The sequence below is a fragment of the Neobacillus niacini genome (genome assembly GCF_031457145.1).
GTDB lineage: Bacteria > Bacillota > Bacilli > Bacillales > Cytobacillaceae > Neobacillus > Neobacillus niacini_J.
Window position 1 is genome coordinate 238,170 of sequence record NZ_JAVDVZ010000001.1, and the last position, 24,017, is coordinate 262,186.

Consider the following 24,017-nt stretch of genomic DNA (forward strand, 5'->3'; position numbering starts at 1 on the left):
ACCGATAATGGAAATAGTAGGAGGTGTGTGATAGTGGAGGGTTCATTGTTTTATTGGATTCTTTGGCTTTTTTGGGTATACATTACTTTTTTTATGGGTAAGCAAAATCCGTATCGTACAAAATTAGCCGCTGGCATTTTATTGGTTATAATATCTTCAAATGTACATTTTATGGTTGCAAAATTTGAGTTCTATGCAAGTGGGTTATTTATCCTGATATTATCCTATATTATTTTGAGTAAGAAAAAGCTTGGGTCTTTGCTGTATGCATTCATTTGTTCATTTATCATAACCATTTCATACGTTACCTTTAATCTGTTTGTCATTTATGATCCCGTTTGGGTTATTTTTCAAAAGGAATGGATGTTAGCGGTTTGCTTTAGCTGCCTGGCGATATTTTTGCTAACATCTTTAAAAGACAGATTGTTGATTTTGGTTAGCGGCACCATGCAAGGTGAGATACTCTATGCTTATTACCTAAGTAAATTTGAATTTTCTTATCCAATTGGAACAATAGCTTATTTTGATGTCAGTGCGTTAACAATATTATTAGTAGTAGGCTGGAGCATCCTTGAAAATGCAGGCCCTTTCTTTCAAAACCATTTTCATTTTTTTGAGAAGGGTAAGCAAAAATCATCCTAAAATAATTCTTTCCAAGAATTTGGATTGCTAGAAAGGATTAACATTGCTAAAATAATATGGTTAGACCCTTCTGTTTGAAAGAAGGGTTTCTTTATCATTAGTACTCGATTGCTTAATTAATAAATTGAGTTTTTCTGCTCTTAACGATAAAAATAACAAAAATATTGATAAATAGAATAGAAAGGATGGCGATGATAATGGTAAAACCTGTTATAGCCATTGTTGGACGACCGAATGTTGGGAAATCGACCATTTTTAACAGAATTGTTGGAGAAAGAATTTCCATCGTTGAGGATATCCCGGGAGTAACGCGTGATCGAATTTATAGCTCTGGGGAATGGTTAACACATGATTTTAATGTAATTGATACTGGTGGTATTGATATTGGAGATGAACCATTTCTTGAGCAGATTCGTCAGCAGGCTGAAGTGGCGATAGACGAAGCCGATGTTATTATTTTTTTAACAAATGGCAGAGAAGGAGTAACAGCTGCAGACGAAGAGGTAGCAAAGATATTATATAAATCTAAAAAACCTGTTGTATTAGCTGTTAATAAAATCGATAATCCTGAAATGCGTGAACAAATCTATGATTTTTATTCTTTAGGGTTCGGCGAACCAATGCCAGTATCTGGATCTCATGGCCTTGGATTAGGTGACCTGTTGGATGAGGCTGCTAAACACTTTCCAAAAAATAAGGGTCAGGATTATGATGCAGATACGATTAAATTTTCCTTAATAGGCCGACCGAATGTTGGAAAATCATCACTAGTTAATGCAATTCTGGGAGAAGACCGCGTTATTGTAAGTGATATTGCGGGAACAACAAGGGATGCAGTGGATTCTCCCTATACGTATAATGGAGGAAAGTATGTTATCATCGACACTGCTGGAATGCGTAAAAAAGGTAAGGTTTATGAGACTACAGAAAAATATAGCGTACTCCGTGCATTAAGGGCAATAGAACGCTCAGATGTCGTTTTAGTGGTTATTAATGCAGAAGAAGGAATTATCGAACAGGATAAGAAAATTGCCGGATATGCACATGAAGCGGGCAGAGCAATTGTTATTGTGGTCAACAAGTGGGATGCGGTTGAAAAAGATGAAAAAACAATGAAGGAACTTGAACAGAAAATTAGAGAGCATTTTCTCTACTTAAGTTATGCTCCGATTGTTTTCTTGTCTGCAAAGACGAAAAAACGTATTCATACACTATTACCAATGATTAATACAGCTAGTGAAAACCATTCAATGCGTGTCGAAACAAGTGTATTAAATGATATAATTATGGATGCGGTAGCCATGAATCCAACACCTACAGATAAAGGTCGTCGATTAAAGATTTATTACACCACACAAGTAGCTGTTAAACCGCCAACCTTTGTTGTTTTTGTTAACGAACCAGAATTAATGCATTTCTCTTATGAGCGCTTCTTAGAAAATCGAATCCGTGAAGCTTTTGGATTCGAGGGAACCCCGATTAAAATTTACGCAAGAGAGAGAAAATAATTTTACGGTGGGAGTGATCTAAATGCAGGAAAAAAAGGAAGCTATCGCTGTTATTGGTGCTGGCAGCTGGGGAACTGCTCTTGCCATGGTCCTTGTAGACAATGGACATGAAGTTAGGCTGTGGAGTCATAATGAAGCACAGGTTCAAGAAATTAATCAATACCATACAAATAAAAAATACTTGCCAGAAATAATATTGCCAGATTTGATTGCAGGTTATGCTTCATTACGTGATGCGTTGGCAGGAATAAATACGGTTATCTTAGCGGTACCAACCAAAGCGATTCGTGAAGTACTAGGGAAGATGAGGGCTGTTCAAAGTACACCTTTGATTATTGCACATGTTAGTAAAGGGATTGAGCCTGATACCCTCTTGAGAGTGTCAGAGCTAATTAAAGAAGAAATGCCAAATGAGCTTTTGGAAGCAGTTGTAGTGCTCTCGGGTCCTAGCCACGCAGAAGAAGTTAGTAAAAGACACCCAACCACAGTAACTGTATCATCCGAAGACATGGCTGCTGCCGAAAAAATTCAAGATTTATTTATTAACCTAAATTTTCGAGTCTACACGAACCCAGATGTCATTGGTGTTGAAATTGGCGGAGCATTGAAGAATATCATAGCTTTGGCTGCAGGAATAACGGACGGGCTAGGTTATGGCGATAATGCAAAAGCAGCGTTAATGACAAGAGGATTAGCTGAAATCGCACGACTTGGAACGAAAATGGGCGCTAACCCTTTAACCTTTTCCGGATTAACCGGAATAGGTGATTTGATTGTAACTTGTACAAGCGTACATTCAAGGAACTGGAGAGCTGGAAATTTGCTCGGTAAAGGGAAAAACCTAGAAGAGGTCCTTGATAACATGGGAATGGTTGTAGAGGGCGTTAGGACAACCAAAGCAGCCTATCAGCTTTCTAAGAAATATAATGTCAGCATGCCGATTACATGTGTTCTTTATGATGTATTATTTAATGGGAAGAATGCAAAAGACGCAGTTGATGTATTAATGGCACGTGGTAAAACTCATGAAATGGAAGATTTAGTCAATATTCTTGAAGAAAGAACGCAAGAGGATTAAAAATTGTGCATTTTCCAATGAAAAATAGGCATTCGATGATTCGCATCTTCACCTGTTTGCATACAATGCAAGCGAAGCACACGTGTAGTATGAACCTAAAATTTGGGTTGTTTAGTCACTAAGACTGAAGTAGAGAATTCGCCCCTCTTTACTTCAGTTTTTTTATTACCGTTAAACAAAAATTTTTTATGAAACACTTCCCTTATGTTATAATAGCTTTCGGAATAAGGGGGGTGTCCTAATGTCACCAGGTATGCTGAAAATGTGGATATCAATTGCAGGGATGGGACTTATGTTTCTTGCTATTATTACAATTTATTTTAGCCGTTATAAGTTAAAAGGAGTCCTTAAGTTTTTAACAGCGATCATTGCTTACATTTTTTTATTTATTTCGGGAATTACGTTGTTTATAGTCCTTTTTACATAAAAAAAAGAAAAAATAGGTGATTGTATGAATTGGAAAGTCATAGGCACTCTGCTTGTTTTAACTTCATTATTTTTGACAGGTTGTATGTATCCATCTGAGAAGTTAACACAAAATCAAATCCCATATGAAGACCAAATACAAGCAGTTCAACAAGCTGTTAACTCCTTTAAGGAGGATAATGGGGGAATCCTGCCGATTAAAACAAGGGACGCAGTGACTCCAATCTATCAAAAATATCCGATTGAATTTAAAAAAATTGCTCCTAAATATCTTGCAGAGCCCCCAGGGAATGCCTTTGAAAGTGGCGGGATTTTTCAATATGTGCTTGTAGATGTTGAAACCAATCCAACTGTAAAACTGTTAGACTTAAGGATGGTTGATACGATTCGTGATATCAAACTGAGGATTAAATCCAATGGATATCCGCCATATAAAGACAAACTTGCTGATAATGTGTATACGATTGATTTTAATGAATTAGGTTATAAGCAGGAGCCATATGCTGTTAGTCCATTTTCTAATCAAAATCTCCCACTTGTGGTCACAGCAGATGCTGAAGTCTATGTCGATTACCGGCAGGATTTATTCCAGCAGCTACAAAAACCGGTAAAGCCGGTAAAACCAGGTGAGGATATACGTAATATTCTTGTGGAAGATTCCATGTTTGTTCCTGCCTATTCTTTACCTTACACAATTGATGAGAATAATGAGCCAGTTTTTTTAAAGCAATAAGAATGTCAAATAGTCATAACCCTTCACCTGCGAAATATATTGTAGGAGTAGGGTTTTTTTTTGGGCAAAAAAGGATCTATTGTACTTTGCCTCGGAAACCCTCATTCGTTCAACTGTTCAGACACAACAGATACTAGCAAATTCAAGGAAAATTAATTAAGGGGGTAAAAAATTATAAAAAAGTGTCATAACAATATAGGACAACGTCATAAATATATATTGTCCAAAAATATCTTGATGGATAATATTATCCCACTTTACTCTATGATCGGGAGGGGATCACTTGGAAAAGGTTGATATTTTCAAAGATATTGCCGAAAGAACTGGCGGTGATATTTATTTAGGAGTAGTAGGTGCTGTTCGAACAGGAAAATCCACATTTATTAAAAAATTTATGGAGCTAGTGGTTTTACCGAATATAGAAAATGAGGCAGAGAGATCTAGAACAGTTGATGAACTTCCTCAGAGTGCTGCAGGGAAAACAATCATGACAACGGAGCCTAAGTTTGTTCCGAATCAGGCTGCATCAGTTCATGTTGACGAAGGGCTTAATGTTAATATTAGACTGGTCGATTGTGTCGGTTACACCGTTCCAGGTGCTAAAGGATATGAGGATGAAAATGGTCCTAGAATGATTACTACACCTTGGTATGAAGAGCCAATCCCGTTCCATGAAGCGGCTGAAATTGGTACTAGAAAGGTCATTCAAGAGCATTCTACCATTGGAGTAGTGGTTACTACTGATGGAACGATTGGTGAAATTCCAAGAAGTAATTATATTGAAGCGGAAGAAAGAGTCATTAACGAGTTGAAGGAAGTTGGCAAACCATTCATTATGGTTGTCAATAGCGCCCAACCATATCACCCGAGCACTGAAACACTTAGGTCTAGCCTAGCGGAAAAGTATGACATTCCAGTGCTGGCGATGAGTGTGGAGAGCATGCGTGACAGTGATGTACTTAATGTTCTACGTGAGGCCCTTTATGAATTTCCGGTCCTTGAAGTTAATGTTAATCTCCCAAGCTGGGTAATGGTGTTAAGAGAAAATCACTGGCTGCGTGAAAGCTATCAAGAAGCAGTTAAAGAAACGGTTAAAGATATCAAGAGATTAAGAGATGTTGATAGGGTTGTGCAGCAATTTAGCGACTTTGACTACATTGAGAGAGCTGGTTTAGCTGGAATTGAAATGGGTCAAGGGGTTGCCGAGATTGATTTATTTGCACCGGATGAACTTTATGATGATATCCTAAAAGAAATTGTCGGTGTAGAAATTAGAGGGAAAGATCATCTACTTGAGTTAATGCAGGATTTTGCCCATGCAAAGGCAGAATATGATCATATCTCAGATGCATTAAGAATGGTGAAGCAGACTGGTTATGGTATTGCATCCCCGTCACTTTCAGATATGAGTCTTGAAGAACCTGAAATTATCCGTCAAGGTGCTAGATTTGGGGTAAGACTGCGAGCAGTGGCTCCATCGATTCATATGATAAAGGTCGATGTTGAATCTGAGTTTGCTCCAATTATTGGGACAGAAAAGCAAAGTGAAGAACTTGTCCGCTACTTGATGCAGGACTTTGAGGATGATCCACTATCCATCTGGAATTCTGATATATTTGGCCGCTCATTAAGTTCTATCGTTAGAGAGGGTATCCAAGCTAAGTTATCCTTGATGCCAGAGAATGCAAGATATAAATTAAAAGAAACATTAGAAAGAATCATTAACGAAGGATCAGGAGGCTTAATCGCAATAATCCTTTAATCTGAGGAGACTCCAATTAGGAGTCTTTTTCTATTGTTACAAAAAACAACATCCAAAATTGTGAAATTCAGTAGAAATTTGTAGTAATGAAGAAAAGATTACCATTATTTCATGAAATATTCTTGATAAGAGTAAATGATTGTGATAATCTTTTAACAGACTCACGTTTAGTGCTTAAAACCTTTATATAATAAGGTTTTTTATTAAAAAAGTAGATTAAAAAACAAAAGTAGTAATTTTTGATTACTTTGCCAATAAAATCGCGCTATGACGTATAGAAATAAGAAAAATTGTTTAGAAATGTAGATAAGTACTCTTATTTACGATTCTTTACTTAAATTATTGGGAGGAGGTGAATAGCATGAACAAGACAGAACTAATTAACGCAGTTGCAGAAGCAAGCGAACTTTCTAAAAAAGACGCTACAAAAGCAGTTGATGCTGTTTTTGATTCAATTCTAGATGCTCTTAAAAATGGTGATAAAGTCCAATTAATCGGTTTTGGTAACTTTGAAGTGCGCGAACGTGCAGCACGTAAAGGTCGTAATCCTCAAACTGGTGAGGAAATCGAAATTGGTGCAAGCAAGGTTCCTGCTTTCAAACCAGGTAAAGCACTTAAAGACGCAGTAAAATAATTACATAAATTTATTGCCTCGGAAAAAAGGTCATGGTAACCCCATGGCCTTTTTTCTATGTTCTTTGAACATTGTATTTGTTGTGCTAATATGTATTTGTCGTATATACTTGTGTGATATATAGTAGGGGGAATAGGAATGTCTGAAGTGAATCGTACCCAAATTGAAGAGGCGGTACGTTTAATACTAACGGCGATTGGGGAAGATCCAGGCAGAGAAGGTCTGCTTGATACGCCGAAACGAGTTGCAAAAATGTATGAAGAAGTTTTTAGCGGGATGAATGAAGATCCAAAAAAACATTTTGAGACCATTTTCAGTGAAGATCATGAAGAATTGGTTTTGGTGAAGGATATCCCATTCTATTCCATGTGTGAACACCATCTCGTACCTTTCTTTGGAACAGCCCATGTGGCATATATTCCAAAAAACGGTCGTGTAACGGGATTAAGTAAATTGGCTAGGGCGGTAGAGGCGGTTGCTAAAAGACCCCAGTTACAAGAAAGAATTACTTCAACCATTGCGGATAGTATGATGGAAAAATTAGACCCTCATGGAGTAATGGTTATTGTTGAGGCAGAACATATGTGTATGACGATGCGCGGGGTAAAGAAGCCAGGCTCAAAAACTGTGACGACAGCAGTAAGGGGCAATCTTGCGAATGATACGAATGCTCGTTCTGAAATTCTAACGTTAATTAAGAACTAGTAGGGGGGATACTATGGAAAAGCGGGAACCACAAAGTAGTGACTTTGTTGTAATAAAAGCAATTGATGATGGAGTTAGTGTAATAGGATTGACGCGAGGAACGGACACGAAATTTCACCATTCTGAGAAGCTTGATAAGGGGGAAGTATTAATTGCCCAATTTACAGAACATACATCAGCAATTAAAATCAGGGGAAATGCAAAAATAATGACGCAATTTGGTGAAATTGATAGTGAAATGAAAAAATAAGATATCAAATATAGAAATGTATTTATTTTGTGAATTTCTGCCCATACATAAGCTTTTATGATATAATTGTCACTGCCTTGTTTATACAAAAGGGTCATAATAAATATTTAAAATCGGGGAAGCAAGGGTGATTAAATTGCCAGACATTCGACAAAAATTCACAGACATAAAGGAGCAAGTTGAGCGAAAAGTATTTCATCCTTACTTGCTTAAATACATTGACATGCCTGTAATTGATGAAGATAAACTGCTTATTCTTGTGTCCATTATGGATAGACTCGAATTGTCTTACAATGAGTTAAAGAATTATGCAACGACAACTATGCTAATCCAAATTGCCCTTGATACCCATGAGCATATATCTAATGCAACTGTTGATGAAATAAATAGACAATTAACAGTCCTTGCCGGGGATTATTATAGCGGCTTGTACTATAAACTATTGGCAGAGTCAGAAGATATCCAAATGATAAAGGAACTCTCTAAAGGGGTAAAAGAGGTTAATGAACATAAAGTTTCCATCTATCAAAAAGAAATTGATAATATAGAAAATTTAATGACAAGTATAAAGAAAATTGAAAGCTCTTTACTTGTAAAATTCTCTGCATGTTTTAAAGTGGACTTATGGAATGAATTTATTACTAATTTATTTTTTTTCAAGCGCTTGCTTCAGGAAAAGACACTTTTTATGGAAACTGGAAGCAGCATCATGTTCGAATCTATGAAGGATCTTATAATTCCTAATAAAAATCTTTCAATTAAAAATTTATCAGATAAACAGCATAGAGATTTGCTTGGGATTTGTGATCGTTATCTTGATTCATCGAAACAATTCCTATTAAATGGAATCAGTCAGCTCCCATATTTAAATGATATGCTTGAAGCTAGAATTACTTCGATCATTAATGAACATCAACCATTTGCGAATACTTTAGTGGAAGAAGGGTAAGTAAATGCAGCAATCCAAGGAACAACGAGTTCATAAGGTTTTTGAGAAAATTTCCGATAACTACGATAAAATGAACTCTGTGATTAGTTTTCAGCAGCATATCAAATGGCGTAAAGATACCATGAAAAGAATGAACGTCAAGCCGGGTTCGAAAGCGCTGGATGTATGTTGCGGAACAGGGGACTGGACGATTGCACTCGCGGAGGCTGTTGGTCCTTCCGGTGAGGTTACTGGATTGGATTTTAGTCAAAACATGCTAAATGTTGGAATTGAAAAAGTAAAAAGTATGGGCTTAAAGCAAGTTAGCTTAATTCATGGTAATGCCATGGAGCTCCCTTTCCCTGATAATAGTTTTGATTATGTAACTATAGGCTTTGGTTTGAGAAATGTACCGGATTATCTTCAAGTATTAAAAGAAATGAACCGTGTAGTTAAACCCGGAGGTATTGCGGTTTGCCTTGAAACCTCCCAGCCTACCTTAATTGGATATAAACAGCTTTATTATTTTTATTTCCGTTTTATCATGCCGATGTTTGGCAAGTTATTTGCAAAAAGCTATCGAGAATACTCTTGGCTCCATGAATCTGCGCGAAATTTCCCAGGTATGAAAGAATTAGCGCGAATGTTTGAAACTGCAGGCTTCAAGGATGTTTTTTATAAGCCATATAGTGGTGGAGCGGCAGCAGTTCATATAGGATATAAAAAGTAATTTTTGATATGTAAACAGGATGAAAAGCTGGTGAATACAAATGAAATTAAAGATGATGTATTCATTTTTGAATTCAGATATTAATATAATCGAAAAAAAATTAGAAGAAACAATCCAGGCGGACTCTCTTCTTTTGAAACGGGCTTCTTTGCACACCCTGCAGGCAGGAGGTAAAAGAATTCGGCCTGTTTTTGTTTTATTGGCTGGAAAGTTTGGCCGTTACGATATTAATATAATGAAAAACGTTGCCGTTGCTCTTGAACTTATTCATATGGCATCGCTTGTCCACGATGATGTAATCGACGATGCTGATATACGAAGAGGTCAGCCTACAGTTAAAGCGAAATGGGACAATAAGACTGCTATGTATACGGGTGATTTTATCTTTGCGCTTGCCTTAGAATTGATGAGCGAAATTAATAAGCCCTTAGCACATAAAATATTAGCCAATACAATTGTTGAAGTATCTGTTGGTGAAATCCAACAGATTAAAGATAAGTATCGTTTTAATCAAAATCTTAGAGATTATTTGCGTAGAATTAAAAGAAAGACAGCATTATTAATTTCTGCAAGCTGTCAGCTGGGTGCGATTACTGCGGATGTTGAAGAGTCCATACATAAAAAATTGTACCTATTTGGGTATTACGTCGGTATGGCATTTCAGATAACGGATGATATTTTGGATTTTACCTCGACAGAAGAGGAACTTGGTAAGCCAGCTGGCAGTGACCTTCTCCAGGGGAATATCACAGCTCCTGCTCTCTATGCAATGGAAAATGATAAGGTTCGCCGTGAAATAGAAAAGGTCCATGAAGATATGGAGCCTGTTCAAATACAAAAAATAATCTCTCTTATTAAAGAGTCAGATGCTATTGAAAGATCCATTGCACTAAGCGATTTGTACCTAGATAAAGCACTAGCAGTACTAGAAGAGCTTCCCGCTAATAGAGCCAAAAAAACACTGCGAGATATCGCTAAGTTTATTGGAAGGCGTAAATATTAAAGACATGAGAGTTAACCGTGGTTTACTCTCTTTTTTAATGTATCGATGAATACGTTTTCTACTTGCGAAATATTCAAAAAAATGTTAACATTTTGATGGATTGTCCCACTATGACAATTATTATACATACTATTTTAGGAGTGGAATTCATGGAAAAAACATTTTTAATGGTGAAGCCTGATGGTGTACAGCGTAATTTAATCGGAGAAATCGTTGCTCGCTTTGAAAAAAAAGGTTTCCAATTAGCAGGCGCTAAATTGATGAGTATTCCGACTGAGCTTGCCGAGGAGCACTATGGTGAACATAAAGAACGCCCATTCTTTGGTGAATTAGTAGATTTCATCACATCTGGACCCGTTTTTGCTATGGTATGGCAAGGAGAAAATGTTATTGCAACTGCTCGCCAAATGATGGGATCAACAAATCCTAAGGATGCAGCACCAGGTACTATTCGTGGAGATTTTGGCTTAACTGTTGGAAAGAATGTTATACACGGATCAGATTCTCCTGCAAGTGCAGAGCGTGAAATCGGGTTGTTTTTTAAAGATGGCGGCGTTGTAGAGTACTCTAAAGTAGTAAACGAATGGATTTACTAAACTAACTATAAAAAGGCACTTGTATCCTATATACAGGTGCCTTTTTTTGTATGCGTATTCATCAGAATTAAAAAATATTTCAGCACCAATGGGTGTACAAAAGGGTGAAACGTGTTTATCATTAATTAAATAATCACTATCAATTTATGCTATTTTCAGATAATTATACTAGGTTTATTAGTCTTAATATGGTATATTGATAAAAATCCTTTAATGAGTTGAAGGGGGAAAGAGTAATGGGAATGAGATATTTAACAGCTGGAGAATCACACGGTCCACAATTAACGACCATTCTAGAAGGACTGCCAGCAGGAATGCCATTATTAGCAGAAGATATAAATACTGAGCTTGCAAGAAGGCAGCAGGGATACGGTCGCGGAAGAAGAATGCAAATAGAAAAAGATACAGTTCAAATCACATCTGGGGTTCGTCATGGACAAACACTTGGTTCTCCAATTGCGTTAGTCGTGGAGAACAATGATTGGAAGCATTGGACCAAAATTATGGGTGCAGACCCATTAATTGAAGGACAAGAGGACGAAGTTAAACGAAAAATTACTCGTCCAAGACCTGGACACGCAGATTTAAATGGTGCGATAAAATACGGTCATCGAGATATGAGAAATGTTCTTGAGCGTTCATCGGCTCGAGAAACCACAGTAAGAGTAGCAGCCGGTGCAGTTGCTAAGAAACTTTTATCTTTAGTTGGGGTTACACTCGTTTCTCATGTTGTAGAAATTGGTGGAATTAAGGCTAAAGCTAATGCCAATTTAACGATTGACGAGTTAAAGGAAAGAACAGAGCTTTCACCTGTACGCTGTGCCGACCCAGAGGTAGAACAGGAAATGATGGATGCGATTGATACTGCTAAGAAGAATGGTGATTCAATTGGCGGCGTTGTTGAAGTCATTGCAACTGGGATGCCAGCAGGGGTAGGCAGCTATGTTCAATATGATAGGAAATTAGATGCTAAGCTTGCAGCAGCTATTATAAGTATTAATGCATTTAAAGGGGTAGAGTTTGGTATTGGCTTTGAAGCAGCAAGAAAGCCTGGCAGTGAAGTACATGATGAGATTATTTGGGATCAAGAAAATGGTTATACCCGCAAGTCTAATCGTCTAGGTGGTTTTGAAGGTGGAATGTCCACGGGAATGCCTATTGTCGTCCGCGGAGTTATGAAGCCTATTCCAACGCTTTATAAGCCGTTAATGAGTGTTGATATCGATACAAAGGAGCCATTTTCTGCGAGTGTTGAGCGTTCTGATAGCTGTGCTGTTCCTGCTGCTGCTGTTGTAGCAGAACATGTTGTCGCATGGGAACTAGCTAATTCACTAATTGATCAATTCTATAGTGACCGTTTTGAAACATTCGCTGCTGAAATTAAGCGCCAGCGTGATTACGCGAGGGAATTTTAATGGAAGCTATCCAAATTCAAACGAGCTCGAAACAGTATGAGGTGTTTGTTGGCGAAGGCGTTCGAAGTGAAATCAACACTTTTTTATCCAATCATTTTACTAACCTGACTAGAATATTAATTATTACGGATGAAACCGTTGGAAAATTGCACCTGGATAAATTAGTACCACTTTTATCCGAATGGAATCCTGTTATTTTTACTGCTCCAAGTGGTGAGAAAGCCAAAACGTTCGAGGTATTCTATGACGCCTTATCCGTGGCATTAGAAAGCCGATTAGATCGAAAATCCGTTATTCTGGCATTTGGCGGCGGTGCAGTAGGTGACTTATCGGGCTTTGTTGCAGCATCATTTATGAGAGGAATTCCATTTATCCAGATTCCAACTACCATTCTCGCCCATGATAGTGCAGTTGGCGGAAAAGTAGCTATTAATCATCCTCTAGGCAAAAATATGATTGGAGCTTTCCATCAACCTGAGGCTGTTTTTTACGATCTTGAACTACTCAACACACTTTCAAAACAAGAAATTCGATCTGGTTTTGCAGAGGTTATTAAACATGCCCTTATTTATAATCCTAACTTTTATCAATGGTTAAAATCAGATATTCACGATCTTGGCTCTTTATCTTCTGAACAATTATTTGAATCACTTACAAGAGGGATTAAAATAAAAAACGAATTTGTGTCAAAGGACGAAAAAGAGACGGGAATTCGTGCGTACCTAAATTTTGGACATACTTTAGGACATGCAATTGAATCGGAAATGGGTTATGGGAATTTTACACATGGTGAAGCTGTTATGATTGGGATGATTTTTGCCTTAAAGTTAAGCAATGAGGTATTAGGATTATCCTTTGAAACAGAAGAATTTGTAAACTGGGTACAAGAACTTGGTTATCAAACAAAGATTCCAGTTCATCTTTCAGCTGAACGATTGCTGGCAAAAATGAAGCAGGATAAAAAATCAGCGGGTGGATCGGTTAAGTTTGTATTATTAGAGCAAGTAGGAAAACCAAAGCTTCAGGAGCTTTCGGATGACTTTTTATTAGGCCAGATCAATAATTTTTAAAACAAAGGGGGACTTGTCATGATTAGAGGGATGAGGGGAGCAGTTACTGTAGATAGTAATTCCGAAGAAGTAATCATATCAGCAACAGAAGAACTTTTAAAACAACTAATCGAGGGAAACAATATCCTTCCAGAGCAGGTTGCTTCTGTTTTTATTTCAACAACGGAGGACCTAAACGCAGCCTTCCCAGCAAGAGCACTGCGTAAATTTGATGGCTGGACGTATGTACCGGTTATGTGTATGAGGGAATTGCCAGTGACAAATGGTTTACCCATGTGCGTAAGAGTCATGCTGCATGTGAATACGGCTGTTAAACAGGAAGAAATTGTTCATGTTTATCTAAAAGGGGCGAAGGTATTACGACCTGATTTAGGAAACACTTTGGCTAAATAGTTAACAACAATATTATTACGGATGGAGTGGAGAAAATGAGATGGAAAAAGCAATTATTAACCCTGACTCCATATCAGCCAGGAAAATCAATTGAGTCAGTTAAAAGACAATATAAATTAGATCAGATTGTTAAGCTTGCTTCAAATGAGAATCCTTTTGGGTGTTCTCCTAACGTGCTTACAGAATTAGAAAGTAATCAACCAAGCTTTGCGATTTATCCTGATGGCTATGCTACCAGCTTAAGGGAATCAGTAGCTTCTTTTTTAAAGGTAAATCAGGATGAACTAATTTTTGGTAATGGATCGGATAATATTATTCAAATTATTTCAAGGTCTCTTTTACATCCTGGTGCCAATACTGTAATGGCAACCCCTTCCTTCTCGCAATACAAACATAATGCTGTGATTGAAGGAGCAGAGATAAGGGAAATTCCTTTACTTGATGGTCAACATGACTTAGAGAAAATGTATGGTGCTATCGACGATAATACGAATGTTGTCTGGGTTTGCAGCCCTAATAATCCAACAGGTACATATGTATCAAAAAATAATTTAATTTCATTCTTAGATAAAGTCCCATCCCATGTTTTGGTTGTATTGGATGAGGCGTATTATGAATACGTTTGTGCAGATGATTATTATGATTCAATTGAATTAACACGAAATTATTCAAACCTAATCGTGCTGCGAACTTTTTCTAAAATATATGGCCTTGCCTCATTAAGGGTTGGTTATGGCATTGCGAACAAAGAGATTATTAAAGCGTTGGAACCTGCAAGAGAACCGTTCAATGTTAATTCATTTGGAATGGTGGCGGCACAAGCTGCAATTCTTGACCAAGAGTTTGTCCAAACTTGTAAAGAAAAGAACAAACAAGGCTTAACTCAATTTTATCACTTCTGTGAGGATCACAAACTTAGCTATTATCCTTCTCAAACTAATTTTATATTAATTGATATCAATGCTGATGCAGACAAGGGGTTTCAATTTCTATTAGAAAAAGGCTACATTGTCAGATCAGGGAAAGCTTTAGGATTCCCTTCATCTTTAAGAATTACAGTTGGCAGCTTTGAGCAAAATGAGGGTGTGCTTAAAGCGTTAGGTGTATTTCTAGCTGAGCAACCTGAACAGCTCAGTGAAAACTAGGGGGGCTACCAATGAAAGGCCGAGTGTTTGTTATTGGGCTTGGATTAATTGGCGGTTCTTTAGCTTTATGTATAAAGAAAGAACATAAAGAGGCTATCATTATCGGTTACGATATTCATCAAGAACAAGCTAGACTTGCTAAAATGCTGGGTGTTATTGATGAAGTGGCTGATCATATAGCGGAAGGTGCCGCATCCGCGGATTTAATCATCATTTCCGCACCAGTAATTGAAACGGAAGCGATTATTCACTTATTGTCAGAACAATTGTTGAATCCTGAAGTGATCATTACTGATACCGGAAGTACAAAAAGTAAAATTGTTGAAATTGCTGCAACCTTGAGGAAAAGAGGATACACATTTATTGGAGGACATCCAATGGCTGGTTCTCATAAAAGCGGTGTATCAGCGGCAAAAGAGTTTCTCTTTGAAAATGCCTTTTACCTTTTAACTCCAGAGGATCATATTGAAAACTCAAAAGTAGAACAGCTAAAGTCTTGGCTTAAAGGTACAAATGCAAAATTCTTAAGTGTTACACCCAGTACCCATGATTATCTTACTGGGGTTGTCAGTCATTTCCCCCATATCATTGCAGCATCGATTGTCCGTCAAACGGAAAGGTTATCTGAGGATGAGAGTCTTATTCCGCGTTTAGCAGCAGGAGGGTTTCGAGATATTACTAGGATAGCTTCTAGCAGCCCAGAAATGTGGAAGGACATTTTACTGCATAATCGTGAGGTTTTGATAGATTTAATAGATAAATGGAAGGAAGAAATGGACTCAGTAAAAGTGTTACTCGAGCAAGAAAATAGTGGTGAAATCTTTCGCTATTTTCAACAGGCTAAACAATATCGTGATGGCCTGCCAGTACGAGAAAAAGGAGCCATTCCTTCCTTTTATGATTTATATGTTGATGTTCCAGATTATCCTGGTGTCATCTCTGAGATTACAGGTTATTTAGCAAAAGAAAATATTAGTATAACAAATATTCGTATATTAGAAACTCGAGAAGACGAGATTTATGGCGTACTAGTGATTAGTTTTCAAACAGAAGAGGATCGACAGCGTGCAGAGAAATGTATCCATATCTGCTCAAGCTACGCAACCTCAATTGGAACATAATTTGATCTGAATATAGGTGATGACATGGAATTTATAAAATTACAGCCAACAATGAATGGCTTGGAGGGTGTTATTGAAATACCTGGTGATAAATCAATTTCTCATCGATCCGTTATGTTTGGCTCCATAGCCCAAGGTGTAACAAGGGTAACGAATTTCCTGCCCGGCGATGATTGTTTGAGCACGATTTCCTGTTTTAGAAAATTAGGGGTCGTAATTGAAGAAAATGAAAATGAAATTATCATATATGGTAATGGATTTGATGGTTTAAAGGAACCTAACGACCTATTGGACGTAGGTAATTCTGGAACGACTATTCGATTATTATTAGGTATTTTAGCGGGGAGACCATTTTTCTCCTCACTTATTGGAGACCATTCAATTGGAAAAAGACCGATGACAAGGGTAACGGAGCCGCTTAAAACGATGGGGGTACAAATTGACGGTCGAAAGAACGGAGAGTATACTCCTTTAAGTATTCGCGGTGGTCACTTAAATCCGATTCACTATAAAATGCCAGTGGCAAGTGCTCAGGTAAAGTCTGCGCTTATTCTTGCCGGTCTGCAAGCTGAAGGAGAAACAACCATAATCGAAAAAGCTGAATCGCGTGATCATACGGAAAGAATGATTAGAAAATTTGGCGGTGAAATTCAAAAGGATAATCGTACGATTACGGTAAAGGGAGGCCAAAAGCTTACTGCTTCAGATATTCTTGTTCCTGGAGATATTTCTTCCGCTGCGTTTTTCCTAGTTGCTGGTGCGATTGTTCCAGATAGTGAAATTGTTCTCAAGAATGTTGGCCTCAACCCGACAAGGACTGGCATTATCGAAATTATGAATAAAATGGGAGCCAATTTAGAAATTCGTCAAAATGCGGCTGATGCCTTTGAACCAGCAGGGGATTTAACCATTAAAACATCAAGTCTTAAAGGAACTGTCATAGAAGGTGATGTTATTCCAAGACTCATAGATGAAATCCCAATTATTGCTCTATTGGCAACACAAGCAGAAGGTAAAACGATTATTAAAGACGCATCAGAGCTTAAAGTCAAAGAAACGAATCGAATTGATACAGTTGTTCAAGAATTAACAAAATTAGGCGCCTCAATAGAAGCTACCGAGGACGGAATGATTATCCATGGGGGAACGGAACTTAAAGGTGGAACTGTTTCTAGTCATGGCGATCATAGAATTGGAATGATGCTTGCGATTGCTTCTCTGCTCTGCAAGGACCAGGTTGAACTTGAAAACCCAGAATCCATATCCGTATCCTATCCAAACTTCTTTAGCCATTTGAATAGCCTGAAAAACTAAAGCTGCCATGTGCAGCTTTTTTCCTTTTTTTTCTTGTCATAGTATTTATGTATGACACATAGCTTGTCTTAAAGAGGTAAAGTTGGGAAAAGGGTGGTACGATGGGATATATCATTGAAAATGCTAATATTCTAAAGGAAACTAAACTTACACAAACATCGCTGCTAATAGAGGGAAACCACATTGCCGCAAAGCAAAATCATAATAATCATAATAAGTTAATGAAAATGAATGCAGAATCTTTTATAATGACCCCTTCTTTTGTACTGTTAGATACAAAAATACCACTTAATGCTTCCTTTCAGGAATTTCGGAAATACATCATTGATAACTTCCTTTTGAAGGGGTGCACCACAATACTAACCTATATTTCGATTTCCTACGAAAATGAATTAGCTGAAAAAATAAAAGAAACAAAAACTGCTCTTATTAGCAGTCCAATTGATTTTCTCATCAGTGTAAAAATTCCACTAAAGTCTTTAACTCCCTCATTCATCAGGAAATGTAAGAAAGAAAGAGTTCCGGCAATTTTTTTAGAGATTGATGACCTCAATGAATTAAGTGATATTCCTTGGGGGTGGATAAAAGAGGCGCTCTTTCCTTATAATTGTCCGCTTGTTCCAATAATTTCTAATGATTTAAAGAAGGAAGCAAGGAGGGCTCTGTCGAAATGGAAGGTAATAATGGAAAATCAAAAAATCCCTTCAATTCTTGAAGAAATTAGAGAGAACCAACCATTGTCTAGTCTAGTTCTAAACAAACTAGGATTATTACCACAAAAAGCAAGCCTGCTGCATGGGTCAGAGGTAAGCTATAATTTATTTCTTAAAGTTAGAGAAATCATGAATGTTGATGAAATGGCATTATTTCATTATCATTGTGATAGACTTGTAGTTACAGTTAACAAGGGACAAGTAGTACGAGCAGGGGAAAAGGTTTTATTTAAACCAGGAAATGGAGAATATGTTAGGGTGCGAACCCCATCATATTTTGCATTTTAGTCAAACAAGGGAACCGAGAGGATAGAAATCATGGACAGAGTAAATAAAATTATTACAATGTTGGAAAACGGCCAACATAATGAAGCTATAAATGAATATAATGTTGTATTAACCAAAGGTCAGCCCGATGAAAAATTTCTTCTTGCTGAAGAAATGTTTCAGTATGGTTTTTTAAGTGAATCAAAGGCTTTAGTTGAAAATCTATTAGTAATATATCCTGAAGAAGGTGAGCTCCTCGTCTTACTGGGGGAAATATTAGTTGAATCTGGAGATGAGGAACAAGCAATTCTTGAATTAGAAAAGATTTCTGAACACGACCCAAGCTTTGGACAATCTCTATTGCTATTAGCGGATCTTTATCAAGTTCAAGGATTATATGAAGTTTGTGAAAGAAAACTTCAAAAAGCAAAGGAATTACTGCCCGATGAGGTTATCATTGATTTTGCCCTTGGTGAACTCTATAGTGAACAAGGAGAAGTAACGAAGGCATTAATTTCATATGAAGCAGTCTTAAAGGAGCAGGATGAAATTGCAGGTGTGAGTATTTTTCAACGCATGGCCGAGCTTCTGAGTGCCTCAGGGGAATTTGAAGAAGCATTAACCTTTTATGACAAAGCAATCGATGACAAATTAGAGATTAATACCCTTTTTGGTTATGCCTTTACAGCACTCCAAGCAGGATATAATCGAACTTCAATCGAGAAATTTGAGGAATTAAAAGGGATAGATCCAGAATATCATTCCTTATATTTACATCTAGCAAAAGCATATGAGCGGGAAGAAGAACTTGAAAATAGCATGAACGTTGTTCAAGAAGGCATTAGGCAAGATGAATTTAATAAGGATTTATTTTTCTTCGGTGGAAAAATTGCTATCAAGCTTGGAAAACCAGATCTGGCTGAACAGTATTTCCGCGAGGCGCTTGTATTAGATCCAGGCTTTACAGAAGCAGCACTTACTTTAAATAAGCTCTTTTTTCAACAAGAGAGGTATGAAGCAGTAATTGATTTGATTTCACAGCTGGATTTTGTAGAAGATGAGGAGCCTCAACTCTTATGGGACTCTGCCCTTGCATTTGATAAGCTTGAGAAATATTCCAATGCATTAGACAAATACGAAAGTGCATATACTTTTTTTAAGAATAATGAAGCATTTTTGAACGATTACGGATATTTTTTAATTGAGGAAGGAAAAACCGACCTTGCTGCCGAAATTTTTAAACAGTTACAAAAAGGTGATCCAACAAATGGAGAGTATACTGATTTGCTTGACCGTCTAATTAGTAGAGAGAATTAATAAAAAAGCTGAATATACAGAGGAGGGAAACTATCAAATGGCAACCCCTGTTTCTGTCAACGAGAAAAAGGACTTTATTCGCTGGTTTTTAAATCACTATCAATTAAAAAGAAGAGAGTGTGTTTGGATTCTTAATTATTTAATGAGTCACGACCAATTAATGGAGAAGGTTCATTTTGTAGAACAAGCACAGTATTGTCCACGTGGGCTGATCATGTCAACTCATTGCGTTGATAAAGTACCATTTCGCTTTTATAAAGAAAATGTTATGACAACTGATGCTGAAAAATCCTTTCATGATATTCGGTTAAATCGTGACGAAGATATTTTTATTCAATTAAACTTTCATGCTTCCAATCAAGCGCACCAATATGCAGCAGTATTAGAGGAAAATCCATTTGTTCCAAAACACCTTCAAGTAAATGAGAAAGACGGAATTGTAGCAGAGCAATTTTTACAAAATAGCATTGAAAGGTTCCAACGAGAGAAGTTGCTTCAATTAATTGATGAAGCACTAGATAAACAGGATAAAATAGCCTTTCGTGCCTTAACAGAGCAGCTAAATCAACTTAAAGAAACAGAGAAAAATGGAAGCTTGCGATAAGCAAGTTTCTATTTTTTTTGATTACTTCCCGGTTTTCCTTTTTTTCTTTTGCGGTAGTCCAATATATTTTGATATGATAGGGGTAATGATGAGAAAAGGGTTGGTGTCAAAATGAAGTGGGTCTCAAAGGATATAGAAACCTATTTATCAGCAAAAGAATACGTGGATACAGCAGTAATTCCTTTGTTTAAGGTTTCATTTGGGAATGAGATGAAACAATCGGCCTCAAGTGCAGAATTTATTACCTTATTAACGAATTACTTAGAAAGGCAGTTTACCGGAAGATTGATGTTGTTTCCACCTTTTACATACTTGCAAACTGACGGTCTTGAAGAGGTATTTAATAAGTTAAGAAACTGGGAAGCAAACATAGAAAAAAGTGAATTTAAACATATTTTCTACATAACCTCTGAAAGTGACTGGAAAAAATATGAGAAAGAGTTGACAGGTCCATTAATATGGCTCCCATCTTTGCCTCTCGAGCACTTAAATGATTCTCAAAAAATTTCAATGATTGAGAGCCAAGTTAATCAACTCTTAAGTCTGTTTACTCAAAAATGGCATGAAAATTTATAATTCTTTGCTATTAAACATGTTTTTGAAATAGTATGATATTGACCTAGGATAAAGATTGATATATCATTGTTATGTCCTAGTTTTATATGTGTTTATTTTATGTCCGATGGACTTAACTTGTGAATAGAGGGGGGATAAGCATGAGTAAGCATCGCGTATCAAGAAGACAATTTTTAACCTACACTTTAACAGGTGTTGGGGGATTTATGGCAGCAGGAATGTTAATGCCAATGGTTCGTTTCGCGATTGATCCGGTATTAACAGCGGAAGCAGGCGGAGATTTTATTGCAACTCCATTGAAGATTTCTGATATCAAAGCCGAACCACAACGGGTAGATTTTTCGTTTGAGCAAAAGGATGCATGGTATACGTCAGAAGTTACAAATACTGCCTGGGTTTATAAGGATGACCAAGATAATATTATAGCCCTATCTCCAGTATGTAAACACTTAGGTTGTACTGTTGCTTGGGGAACGGATAAAGAACATCCTGAACAATTCTTCTGTCCGTGTCACTTTGGCCGTTATGAAAAGGATGGTACAAACGTTAAGGGAACTCCACCAATTGCACCACTGGATGTATATCCATTACAAGAAAAAGATGGTTTACTTTATTTAGGTAAAGCTGAACCACGGACGAAGGAGGCGTAATCATTGTTAAACAAAATTTACGATTGGGTAGATGAACGTTTAGATATTACGCCTTTGTGGCGCGATATCGCAGATCATGAAGTTCCTGAGCATGTCAATCCAGCGCATCACTTTTCTGCGTTTGTTTACTGCTTTGGCGGTATGACATTTTTTGTTACAGTAATTCAAATTCTATCTGGTATGTTCTTAACGATGTATTATGTACCGGATATTAAAAACGCGTGGGAATCTGTTTTCTACCTTCAAAACCAAGTAGCATTCGGACAAATCGTACGCGGTATGCACCACTGGGGTGCTAGTTTAGTTATTGTAATGATGTTCTTACATACATTACGCGTTTTCTTCCAAGGCGCATACAAAAAGCCTCGTGAACTTAACTGGGTTGTTGGAGTTCTTATTTTCTTCATCATGCTAGCTTTGGGTTTAACTGGTTATTTATTACCTTGGGATATGAAAGCGTTGTTCGCAACAAAGGTTACACTTCAAATTATTGAAGCAGTACCGTTTATTGGTGTCTACTTAAAAACTTTACTTTCGGGTCATGAGACGATTGTTGGTGCTCAAACCTTAACTCGTTTCTTTGCGATTCACGTGTTCTTCTTACCTGCTGCATTATTTGGGTTAATGGCAGCTCATTTCATGATGATTCGTAAACAGGGTATTTCTGGACCACTATAATACTCTTAAATTGATTCTGATCTATTTATAATCTTAATTTACGAATAAAGGAGGGGGATTGTTCGATGCATCGCGGTAAAGGAATGAAATTCGTTGGTGACTCACGTGTATTGGCACCTGAGGCCCGTACGAAAAAGAATATTCCGAAAGATTACTCAGAATACCCTGGTAAAACAGAGGCATTTTGGCCTAACTTCCTTTTAAAAGAATGGTTGGTAGGTGCAGTATTTCTTGTCGGTATTTTATGTTTAACAGTTGCACATCCGAGTCCACTTGAAAGGATTGCAGATCCATCAGATACAGGTTACACTCCAATGCCTGACTGGTACTTCTTGTTCTTATATCAATTACTGAAGTATGAGTTTGCAGCTGGACCTTACACAGTAGTTGGTGCAATGGTTATCCCTGGACTAGCTTTTGGAGCATTATTATTAGCACCGTTCTTAGATCGTGGACCAGAACGCCGTCCGAGCAAGCGTCCATTAGCAACTGGCTTTATGCTGTTAGCAATCGCTGCTATTACATTTTTAACATGGCAGTCCGTTTCTACCCATGATTGGGAAGCGGCAAAAGAGTATGGTAAGATTGTTGCTGATGTAGAGATTGATAAGACATCTGAAGAATATACAATCGCTTCAGATAATACTTGTATTACATGTCATGGTGATAGTTTCCAGGGTGGTGCTGGTGCGCCAACGTTAATTGACACTGGACTATCTGCTGACGAAATTGCGAAAATCGCAAAAGAAGGTGTAGGAACTATGCCGCCGGGAGTCTTCAAAGGTGACGATGAACAGCTTAAAAAGCTTTCAGAATACATCTCAGGCTTAGGTAAATAATAAAAGATTTTAAAAGCTGACGGACTATCGTCAGCTTTTATTATTAAAATGGCTGTGTTAATGGGTATTATTTATTTTGGCACATGTTGATTTGTGCGGAAGGCACGAAGACTCCTGCAGGAGGACGGGACAGGGGAGACCCCGCAGACGCTTTAGCGTCGAGGAGGCTTCCCGAACCGCCTGCGGAAAGCGAAGTGCCTCGGGACAGGCAAAGACCGCCTGTCCCTGCGAAGATTATTCAAAGAAGCCTTCCTTAGTGGAGCACAAATCAACAGTCCAGTTTAACACAGCTATTAATATAAAAGAAAAGAGGAGTTACAAGTGAACCGTATATATCCTCTCTTAGCAAACAGATCATTCTTGTGGCTTTTGCTAGTTGTCAATACTGCTGGAACTGCTTATGGCTATGTGTGGTACGGTTGGCAATTAAAAGAAACACCACCAATTTTCCTACTATTTGTTCCAGATAGCCCTACTGCAAGTTTGTTTTTTGTCTTTGTACTTCTTGCTTTTCTGTTGAAAAGGAACTGGCCGCTAATGGAATCGCTCGCGATTGTCACTTTATTTAAGTATGGAATTTGGGCGGTTGTAATGAACTCTCTTGTGTTTTTAATACAAGATGAATTGGACTGGATTGGACTGATGTTAGCTTTGTCTCATTTTGCCATGGCCGTTCAAGCGTTGCTGTATGCGCCTTTTTATCATTTTAAATGGTGGCACTTGATGGTGGCAGCTATTTGGACTTTACATAATGATGTGATTGATTATGTGTTTTTCATGCTTCCGAGGTACCAAATGTTAAATGATTTTATACCTGAAATTGGTTATTTTACGTTTTGGCTATCGATTTTGTCCATTGCAATAGGCTATTATTTTGTGATTCGCCCAAAACGTTTTCAACTAGAACTAAAATAGTTAAT

Annotated in this window: 27 protein-coding genes; all 27 read left to right on the forward strand. The window is 37.4% G+C overall.

The annotated features are described in order from the left end of the window. The first annotated feature begins 33 nt into the window (after positions 1 to 33). The 27 genes from J2Y03_RS01280 (at position 34) to lhaT (ending at position 24,012) form a co-directional block, all read left to right on the forward strand. Complete coding sequence (locus J2Y03_RS01280; RefSeq protein WP_310189999.1) at positions 34 to 642, forward strand: YphA family membrane protein; 609 nt, start codon at positions 34 to 36, stop codon at positions 640 to 642. A gap of 197 nt (positions 643 to 839) precedes the next feature. Continuing rightward, entirely contained in the window at positions 840 to 2,150 is a 1,311-nt protein-coding gene (gene der / locus J2Y03_RS01285; protein ID WP_132089592.1) for a ribosome biogenesis GTPase Der, read from the forward strand. Between the two features lie 22 nt (positions 2,151 to 2,172). Further along, positions 2,173 to 3,228 carry an NAD(P)H-dependent glycerol-3-phosphate dehydrogenase gene (locus J2Y03_RS01290; protein WP_310190001.1) on the forward strand — a complete coding sequence of 352 codons (1,056 nt, stop codon included), beginning with the start codon at positions 2,173 to 2,175 and terminating at the stop codon, positions 3,226 to 3,228. A gap of 241 nt (positions 3,229 to 3,469) precedes the next feature. Next, the gene (locus J2Y03_RS01295) at positions 3,470 to 3,655 is read left to right on the forward strand and encodes a DUF2768 domain-containing protein (protein ID WP_132089583.1); all 186 of its coding nucleotides are present in this window, start codon (positions 3,470 to 3,472) and stop codon (positions 3,653 to 3,655) included. Between the two features lie 24 nt (positions 3,656 to 3,679). Next, positions 3,680 to 4,387 carry a hypothetical protein gene (locus J2Y03_RS01300; protein WP_310190003.1) on the forward strand — a complete coding sequence of 236 codons (708 nt, stop codon included), beginning with the start codon at positions 3,680 to 3,682 and terminating at the stop codon, positions 4,385 to 4,387. Positions 4,388 to 4,670: 283 nt separating this feature from the next. Further along, positions 4,671 to 6,149 carry a stage IV sporulation protein A gene (gene spoIVA / locus J2Y03_RS01305; RefSeq protein WP_132089576.1) on the forward strand — a complete coding sequence of 493 codons (1,479 nt, stop codon included), beginning with the start codon at positions 4,671 to 4,673 and terminating at the stop codon, positions 6,147 to 6,149. 361 nt (positions 6,150 to 6,510) lie between these two features. Next, complete coding sequence (hbs, locus tag J2Y03_RS01310) at positions 6,511 to 6,783, forward strand: non-specific DNA-binding protein Hbs (protein WP_034676225.1); 273 nt, start codon at positions 6,511 to 6,513, stop codon at positions 6,781 to 6,783. Between the two features lie 138 nt (positions 6,784 to 6,921). Then, positions 6,922 to 7,488 carry a GTP cyclohydrolase I FolE gene (gene folE / locus J2Y03_RS01315; RefSeq protein ID WP_132089572.1) on the forward strand — a complete coding sequence of 189 codons (567 nt, stop codon included), beginning with the start codon at positions 6,922 to 6,924 and terminating at the stop codon, positions 7,486 to 7,488. Between the two features lie 13 nt (positions 7,489 to 7,501). Next, on the forward strand, positions 7,502 to 7,738 hold the full coding sequence (gene mtrB / locus J2Y03_RS01320) for a trp RNA-binding attenuation protein MtrB (protein WP_132089567.1): 237 nt from the start codon (positions 7,502 to 7,504) through the stop codon (positions 7,736 to 7,738). 127 nt (positions 7,739 to 7,865) lie between these two features. Beyond that, positions 7,866 to 8,687 (forward strand): heptaprenyl diphosphate synthase component 1, encoded by an 822-nt coding sequence (locus J2Y03_RS01325; RefSeq protein ID WP_310190006.1) that lies wholly within the window; start codon positions 7,866 to 7,868, stop codon positions 8,685 to 8,687. A 4-nt stretch (positions 8,688 to 8,691) separates the two neighbouring features. Further along, positions 8,692 to 9,396, forward strand: coding sequence for a demethylmenaquinone methyltransferase (locus J2Y03_RS01330; protein ID WP_132089564.1), 705 nt, complete (start codon positions 8,692 to 8,694; stop codon positions 9,394 to 9,396). Between the two features lie 40 nt (positions 9,397 to 9,436). Continuing rightward, complete coding sequence (hepT, locus tag J2Y03_RS01335) at positions 9,437 to 10,399, forward strand: heptaprenyl diphosphate synthase component II (protein WP_310190009.1); 963 nt, start codon at positions 9,437 to 9,439, stop codon at positions 10,397 to 10,399. Positions 10,400 to 10,548: 149 nt separating this feature from the next. Then, the gene (ndk, locus tag J2Y03_RS01340) at positions 10,549 to 10,995 is read left to right on the forward strand and encodes a nucleoside-diphosphate kinase (protein WP_132089558.1); all 447 of its coding nucleotides are present in this window, start codon (positions 10,549 to 10,551) and stop codon (positions 10,993 to 10,995) included. A 242-nt stretch (positions 10,996 to 11,237) separates the two neighbouring features. Further along, positions 11,238 to 12,410: a chorismate synthase gene (aroC, locus tag J2Y03_RS01345; RefSeq protein WP_310191284.1), complete on the forward strand. Its 1,173-nt coding sequence runs from the start codon at positions 11,238 to 11,240 to the stop codon at positions 12,408 to 12,410. After that, positions 12,410 to 13,480 (forward strand): 3-dehydroquinate synthase, encoded by a 1,071-nt coding sequence (aroB, locus tag J2Y03_RS01350; RefSeq protein ID WP_310190011.1) that lies wholly within the window; start codon positions 12,410 to 12,412, stop codon positions 13,478 to 13,480. The genes aroC and aroB overlap by 1 nt, the downstream gene beginning before the upstream one ends. An 18-nt stretch (positions 13,481 to 13,498) precedes the next feature. Beyond that, the gene (gene aroH / locus J2Y03_RS01355; protein ID WP_132089550.1) at positions 13,499 to 13,873 is read left to right on the forward strand and encodes a chorismate mutase; all 375 of its coding nucleotides are present in this window, start codon (positions 13,499 to 13,501) and stop codon (positions 13,871 to 13,873) included. Positions 13,874 to 13,908: 35 nt separating this feature from the next. Next, complete coding sequence (gene hisC, locus J2Y03_RS01360) at positions 13,909 to 15,018, forward strand: histidinol-phosphate transaminase (protein ID WP_310190013.1); 1,110 nt, start codon at positions 13,909 to 13,911, stop codon at positions 15,016 to 15,018. 11 nt (positions 15,019 to 15,029) lie between these two features. Then, positions 15,030 to 16,139, forward strand: coding sequence for a prephenate dehydrogenase (locus tag J2Y03_RS01365; RefSeq protein WP_310190015.1), 1,110 nt, complete (start codon positions 15,030 to 15,032; stop codon positions 16,137 to 16,139). Positions 16,140 to 16,163: 24 nt separating this feature from the next. After that, the gene (aroA, locus tag J2Y03_RS01370; RefSeq protein WP_310190017.1) at positions 16,164 to 17,453 is read left to right on the forward strand and encodes a 3-phosphoshikimate 1-carboxyvinyltransferase; all 1,290 of its coding nucleotides are present in this window, start codon (positions 16,164 to 16,166) and stop codon (positions 17,451 to 17,453) included. 101 nt (positions 17,454 to 17,554) lie between these two features. Next, entirely contained in the window at positions 17,555 to 18,454 is a 900-nt protein-coding gene (locus tag J2Y03_RS01375) for a hypothetical protein (protein ID WP_310190019.1), read from the forward strand. Between the two features lie 30 nt (positions 18,455 to 18,484). After that, a complete protein-coding gene (locus J2Y03_RS01380; RefSeq protein ID WP_310190021.1) occupies positions 18,485 to 19,750 on the forward strand; it encodes a tetratricopeptide repeat protein in 1,266 nt (421 codons plus the stop codon). 37 nt (positions 19,751 to 19,787) lie between these two features. Next, on the forward strand, positions 19,788 to 20,354 hold the full coding sequence (locus tag J2Y03_RS01385; protein WP_132089532.1) for a ReoY family proteolytic degradation factor: 567 nt from the start codon (positions 19,788 to 19,790) through the stop codon (positions 20,352 to 20,354). Positions 20,355 to 20,465: 111 nt separating this feature from the next. Further along, positions 20,466 to 20,930 carry a YpiF family protein gene (locus J2Y03_RS01390; RefSeq protein ID WP_310190023.1) on the forward strand — a complete coding sequence of 155 codons (465 nt, stop codon included), beginning with the start codon at positions 20,466 to 20,468 and terminating at the stop codon, positions 20,928 to 20,930. A 140-nt stretch (positions 20,931 to 21,070) separates the two neighbouring features. Beyond that, complete coding sequence (locus J2Y03_RS01395) at positions 21,071 to 21,580, forward strand: QcrA and Rieske domain-containing protein (RefSeq protein ID WP_310190025.1); 510 nt, start codon at positions 21,071 to 21,073, stop codon at positions 21,578 to 21,580. Positions 21,581 to 21,583: 3 nt separating this feature from the next. After that, entirely contained in the window at positions 21,584 to 22,258 is a 675-nt protein-coding gene (qcrB, locus tag J2Y03_RS01400; protein WP_132089521.1) for a menaquinol-cytochrome c reductase cytochrome b subunit, read from the forward strand. 65 nt (positions 22,259 to 22,323) lie between these two features. Then, positions 22,324 to 23,097, forward strand: a complete 774-nt coding sequence (locus J2Y03_RS01405) for a menaquinol-cytochrome c reductase cytochrome b/c subunit (protein WP_310190026.1) — start codon at positions 22,324 to 22,326, stop codon at positions 23,095 to 23,097. Between the two features lie 321 nt (positions 23,098 to 23,418). Next, positions 23,419 to 24,012 (forward strand): lipoprotein heptaprenylglyceryl N-acetyltransferase LhaT, encoded by a 594-nt coding sequence (gene lhaT / locus J2Y03_RS01410; RefSeq protein WP_132089511.1) that lies wholly within the window; start codon positions 23,419 to 23,421, stop codon positions 24,010 to 24,012. Positions 24,013 to 24,017: the final 5 nt, after the last annotated feature.

Coding starts and splice junctions, on each gene's coding strand:
- der (WP_132089592.1), top strand. CDS start 840: ATGGTAAAACCTGTTATAGCCATTGTTGGACGACCGAATGTTGGGAAA.
- J2Y03_RS01290 (WP_310190001.1), top strand. CDS start 2,173: ATGCAGGAAAAAAAGGAAGCTATCGCTGTTATTGGTGCTGGCAGCTGG.
- J2Y03_RS01295 (WP_132089583.1), top strand. CDS start 3,470: ATGTCACCAGGTATGCTGAAAATGTGGATATCAATTGCAGGGATGGGA.
- J2Y03_RS01300 (WP_310190003.1), top strand. CDS start 3,680: ATGAATTGGAAAGTCATAGGCACTCTGCTTGTTTTAACTTCATTATTT.
- hbs (WP_034676225.1), top strand. CDS start 6,511: ATGAACAAGACAGAACTAATTAACGCAGTTGCAGAAGCAAGCGAACTT.
- folE (WP_132089572.1), top strand. CDS start 6,922: ATGTCTGAAGTGAATCGTACCCAAATTGAAGAGGCGGTACGTTTAATA.
- mtrB (WP_132089567.1), top strand. CDS start 7,502: ATGGAAAAGCGGGAACCACAAAGTAGTGACTTTGTTGTAATAAAAGCA.
- J2Y03_RS01330 (WP_132089564.1), top strand. CDS start 8,692: ATGCAGCAATCCAAGGAACAACGAGTTCATAAGGTTTTTGAGAAAATT.
- hepT (WP_310190009.1), top strand. CDS start 9,437: ATGAAATTAAAGATGATGTATTCATTTTTGAATTCAGATATTAATATA.
- ndk (WP_132089558.1), top strand. CDS start 10,549: ATGGAAAAAACATTTTTAATGGTGAAGCCTGATGGTGTACAGCGTAAT.
- aroC (WP_310191284.1), top strand. CDS start 11,238: ATGAGATATTTAACAGCTGGAGAATCACACGGTCCACAATTAACGACC.
- aroB (WP_310190011.1), top strand. CDS start 12,410: ATGGAAGCTATCCAAATTCAAACGAGCTCGAAACAGTATGAGGTGTTT.
- aroH (WP_132089550.1), top strand. CDS start 13,499: ATGATTAGAGGGATGAGGGGAGCAGTTACTGTAGATAGTAATTCCGAA.
- hisC (WP_310190013.1), top strand. CDS start 13,909: ATGAGATGGAAAAAGCAATTATTAACCCTGACTCCATATCAGCCAGGA.
- J2Y03_RS01365 (WP_310190015.1), top strand. CDS start 15,030: ATGAAAGGCCGAGTGTTTGTTATTGGGCTTGGATTAATTGGCGGTTCT.
- aroA (WP_310190017.1), top strand. CDS start 16,164: ATGGAATTTATAAAATTACAGCCAACAATGAATGGCTTGGAGGGTGTT.
- J2Y03_RS01375 (WP_310190019.1), top strand. CDS start 17,555: ATGGGATATATCATTGAAAATGCTAATATTCTAAAGGAAACTAAACTT.
- J2Y03_RS01380 (WP_310190021.1), top strand. CDS start 18,485: ATGGACAGAGTAAATAAAATTATTACAATGTTGGAAAACGGCCAACAT.
- J2Y03_RS01385 (WP_132089532.1), top strand. CDS start 19,788: ATGGCAACCCCTGTTTCTGTCAACGAGAAAAAGGACTTTATTCGCTGG.
- J2Y03_RS01390 (WP_310190023.1), top strand. CDS start 20,466: ATGAAGTGGGTCTCAAAGGATATAGAAACCTATTTATCAGCAAAAGAA.
- J2Y03_RS01395 (WP_310190025.1), top strand. CDS start 21,071: ATGAGTAAGCATCGCGTATCAAGAAGACAATTTTTAACCTACACTTTA.
- J2Y03_RS01405 (WP_310190026.1), top strand. CDS start 22,324: ATGCATCGCGGTAAAGGAATGAAATTCGTTGGTGACTCACGTGTATTG.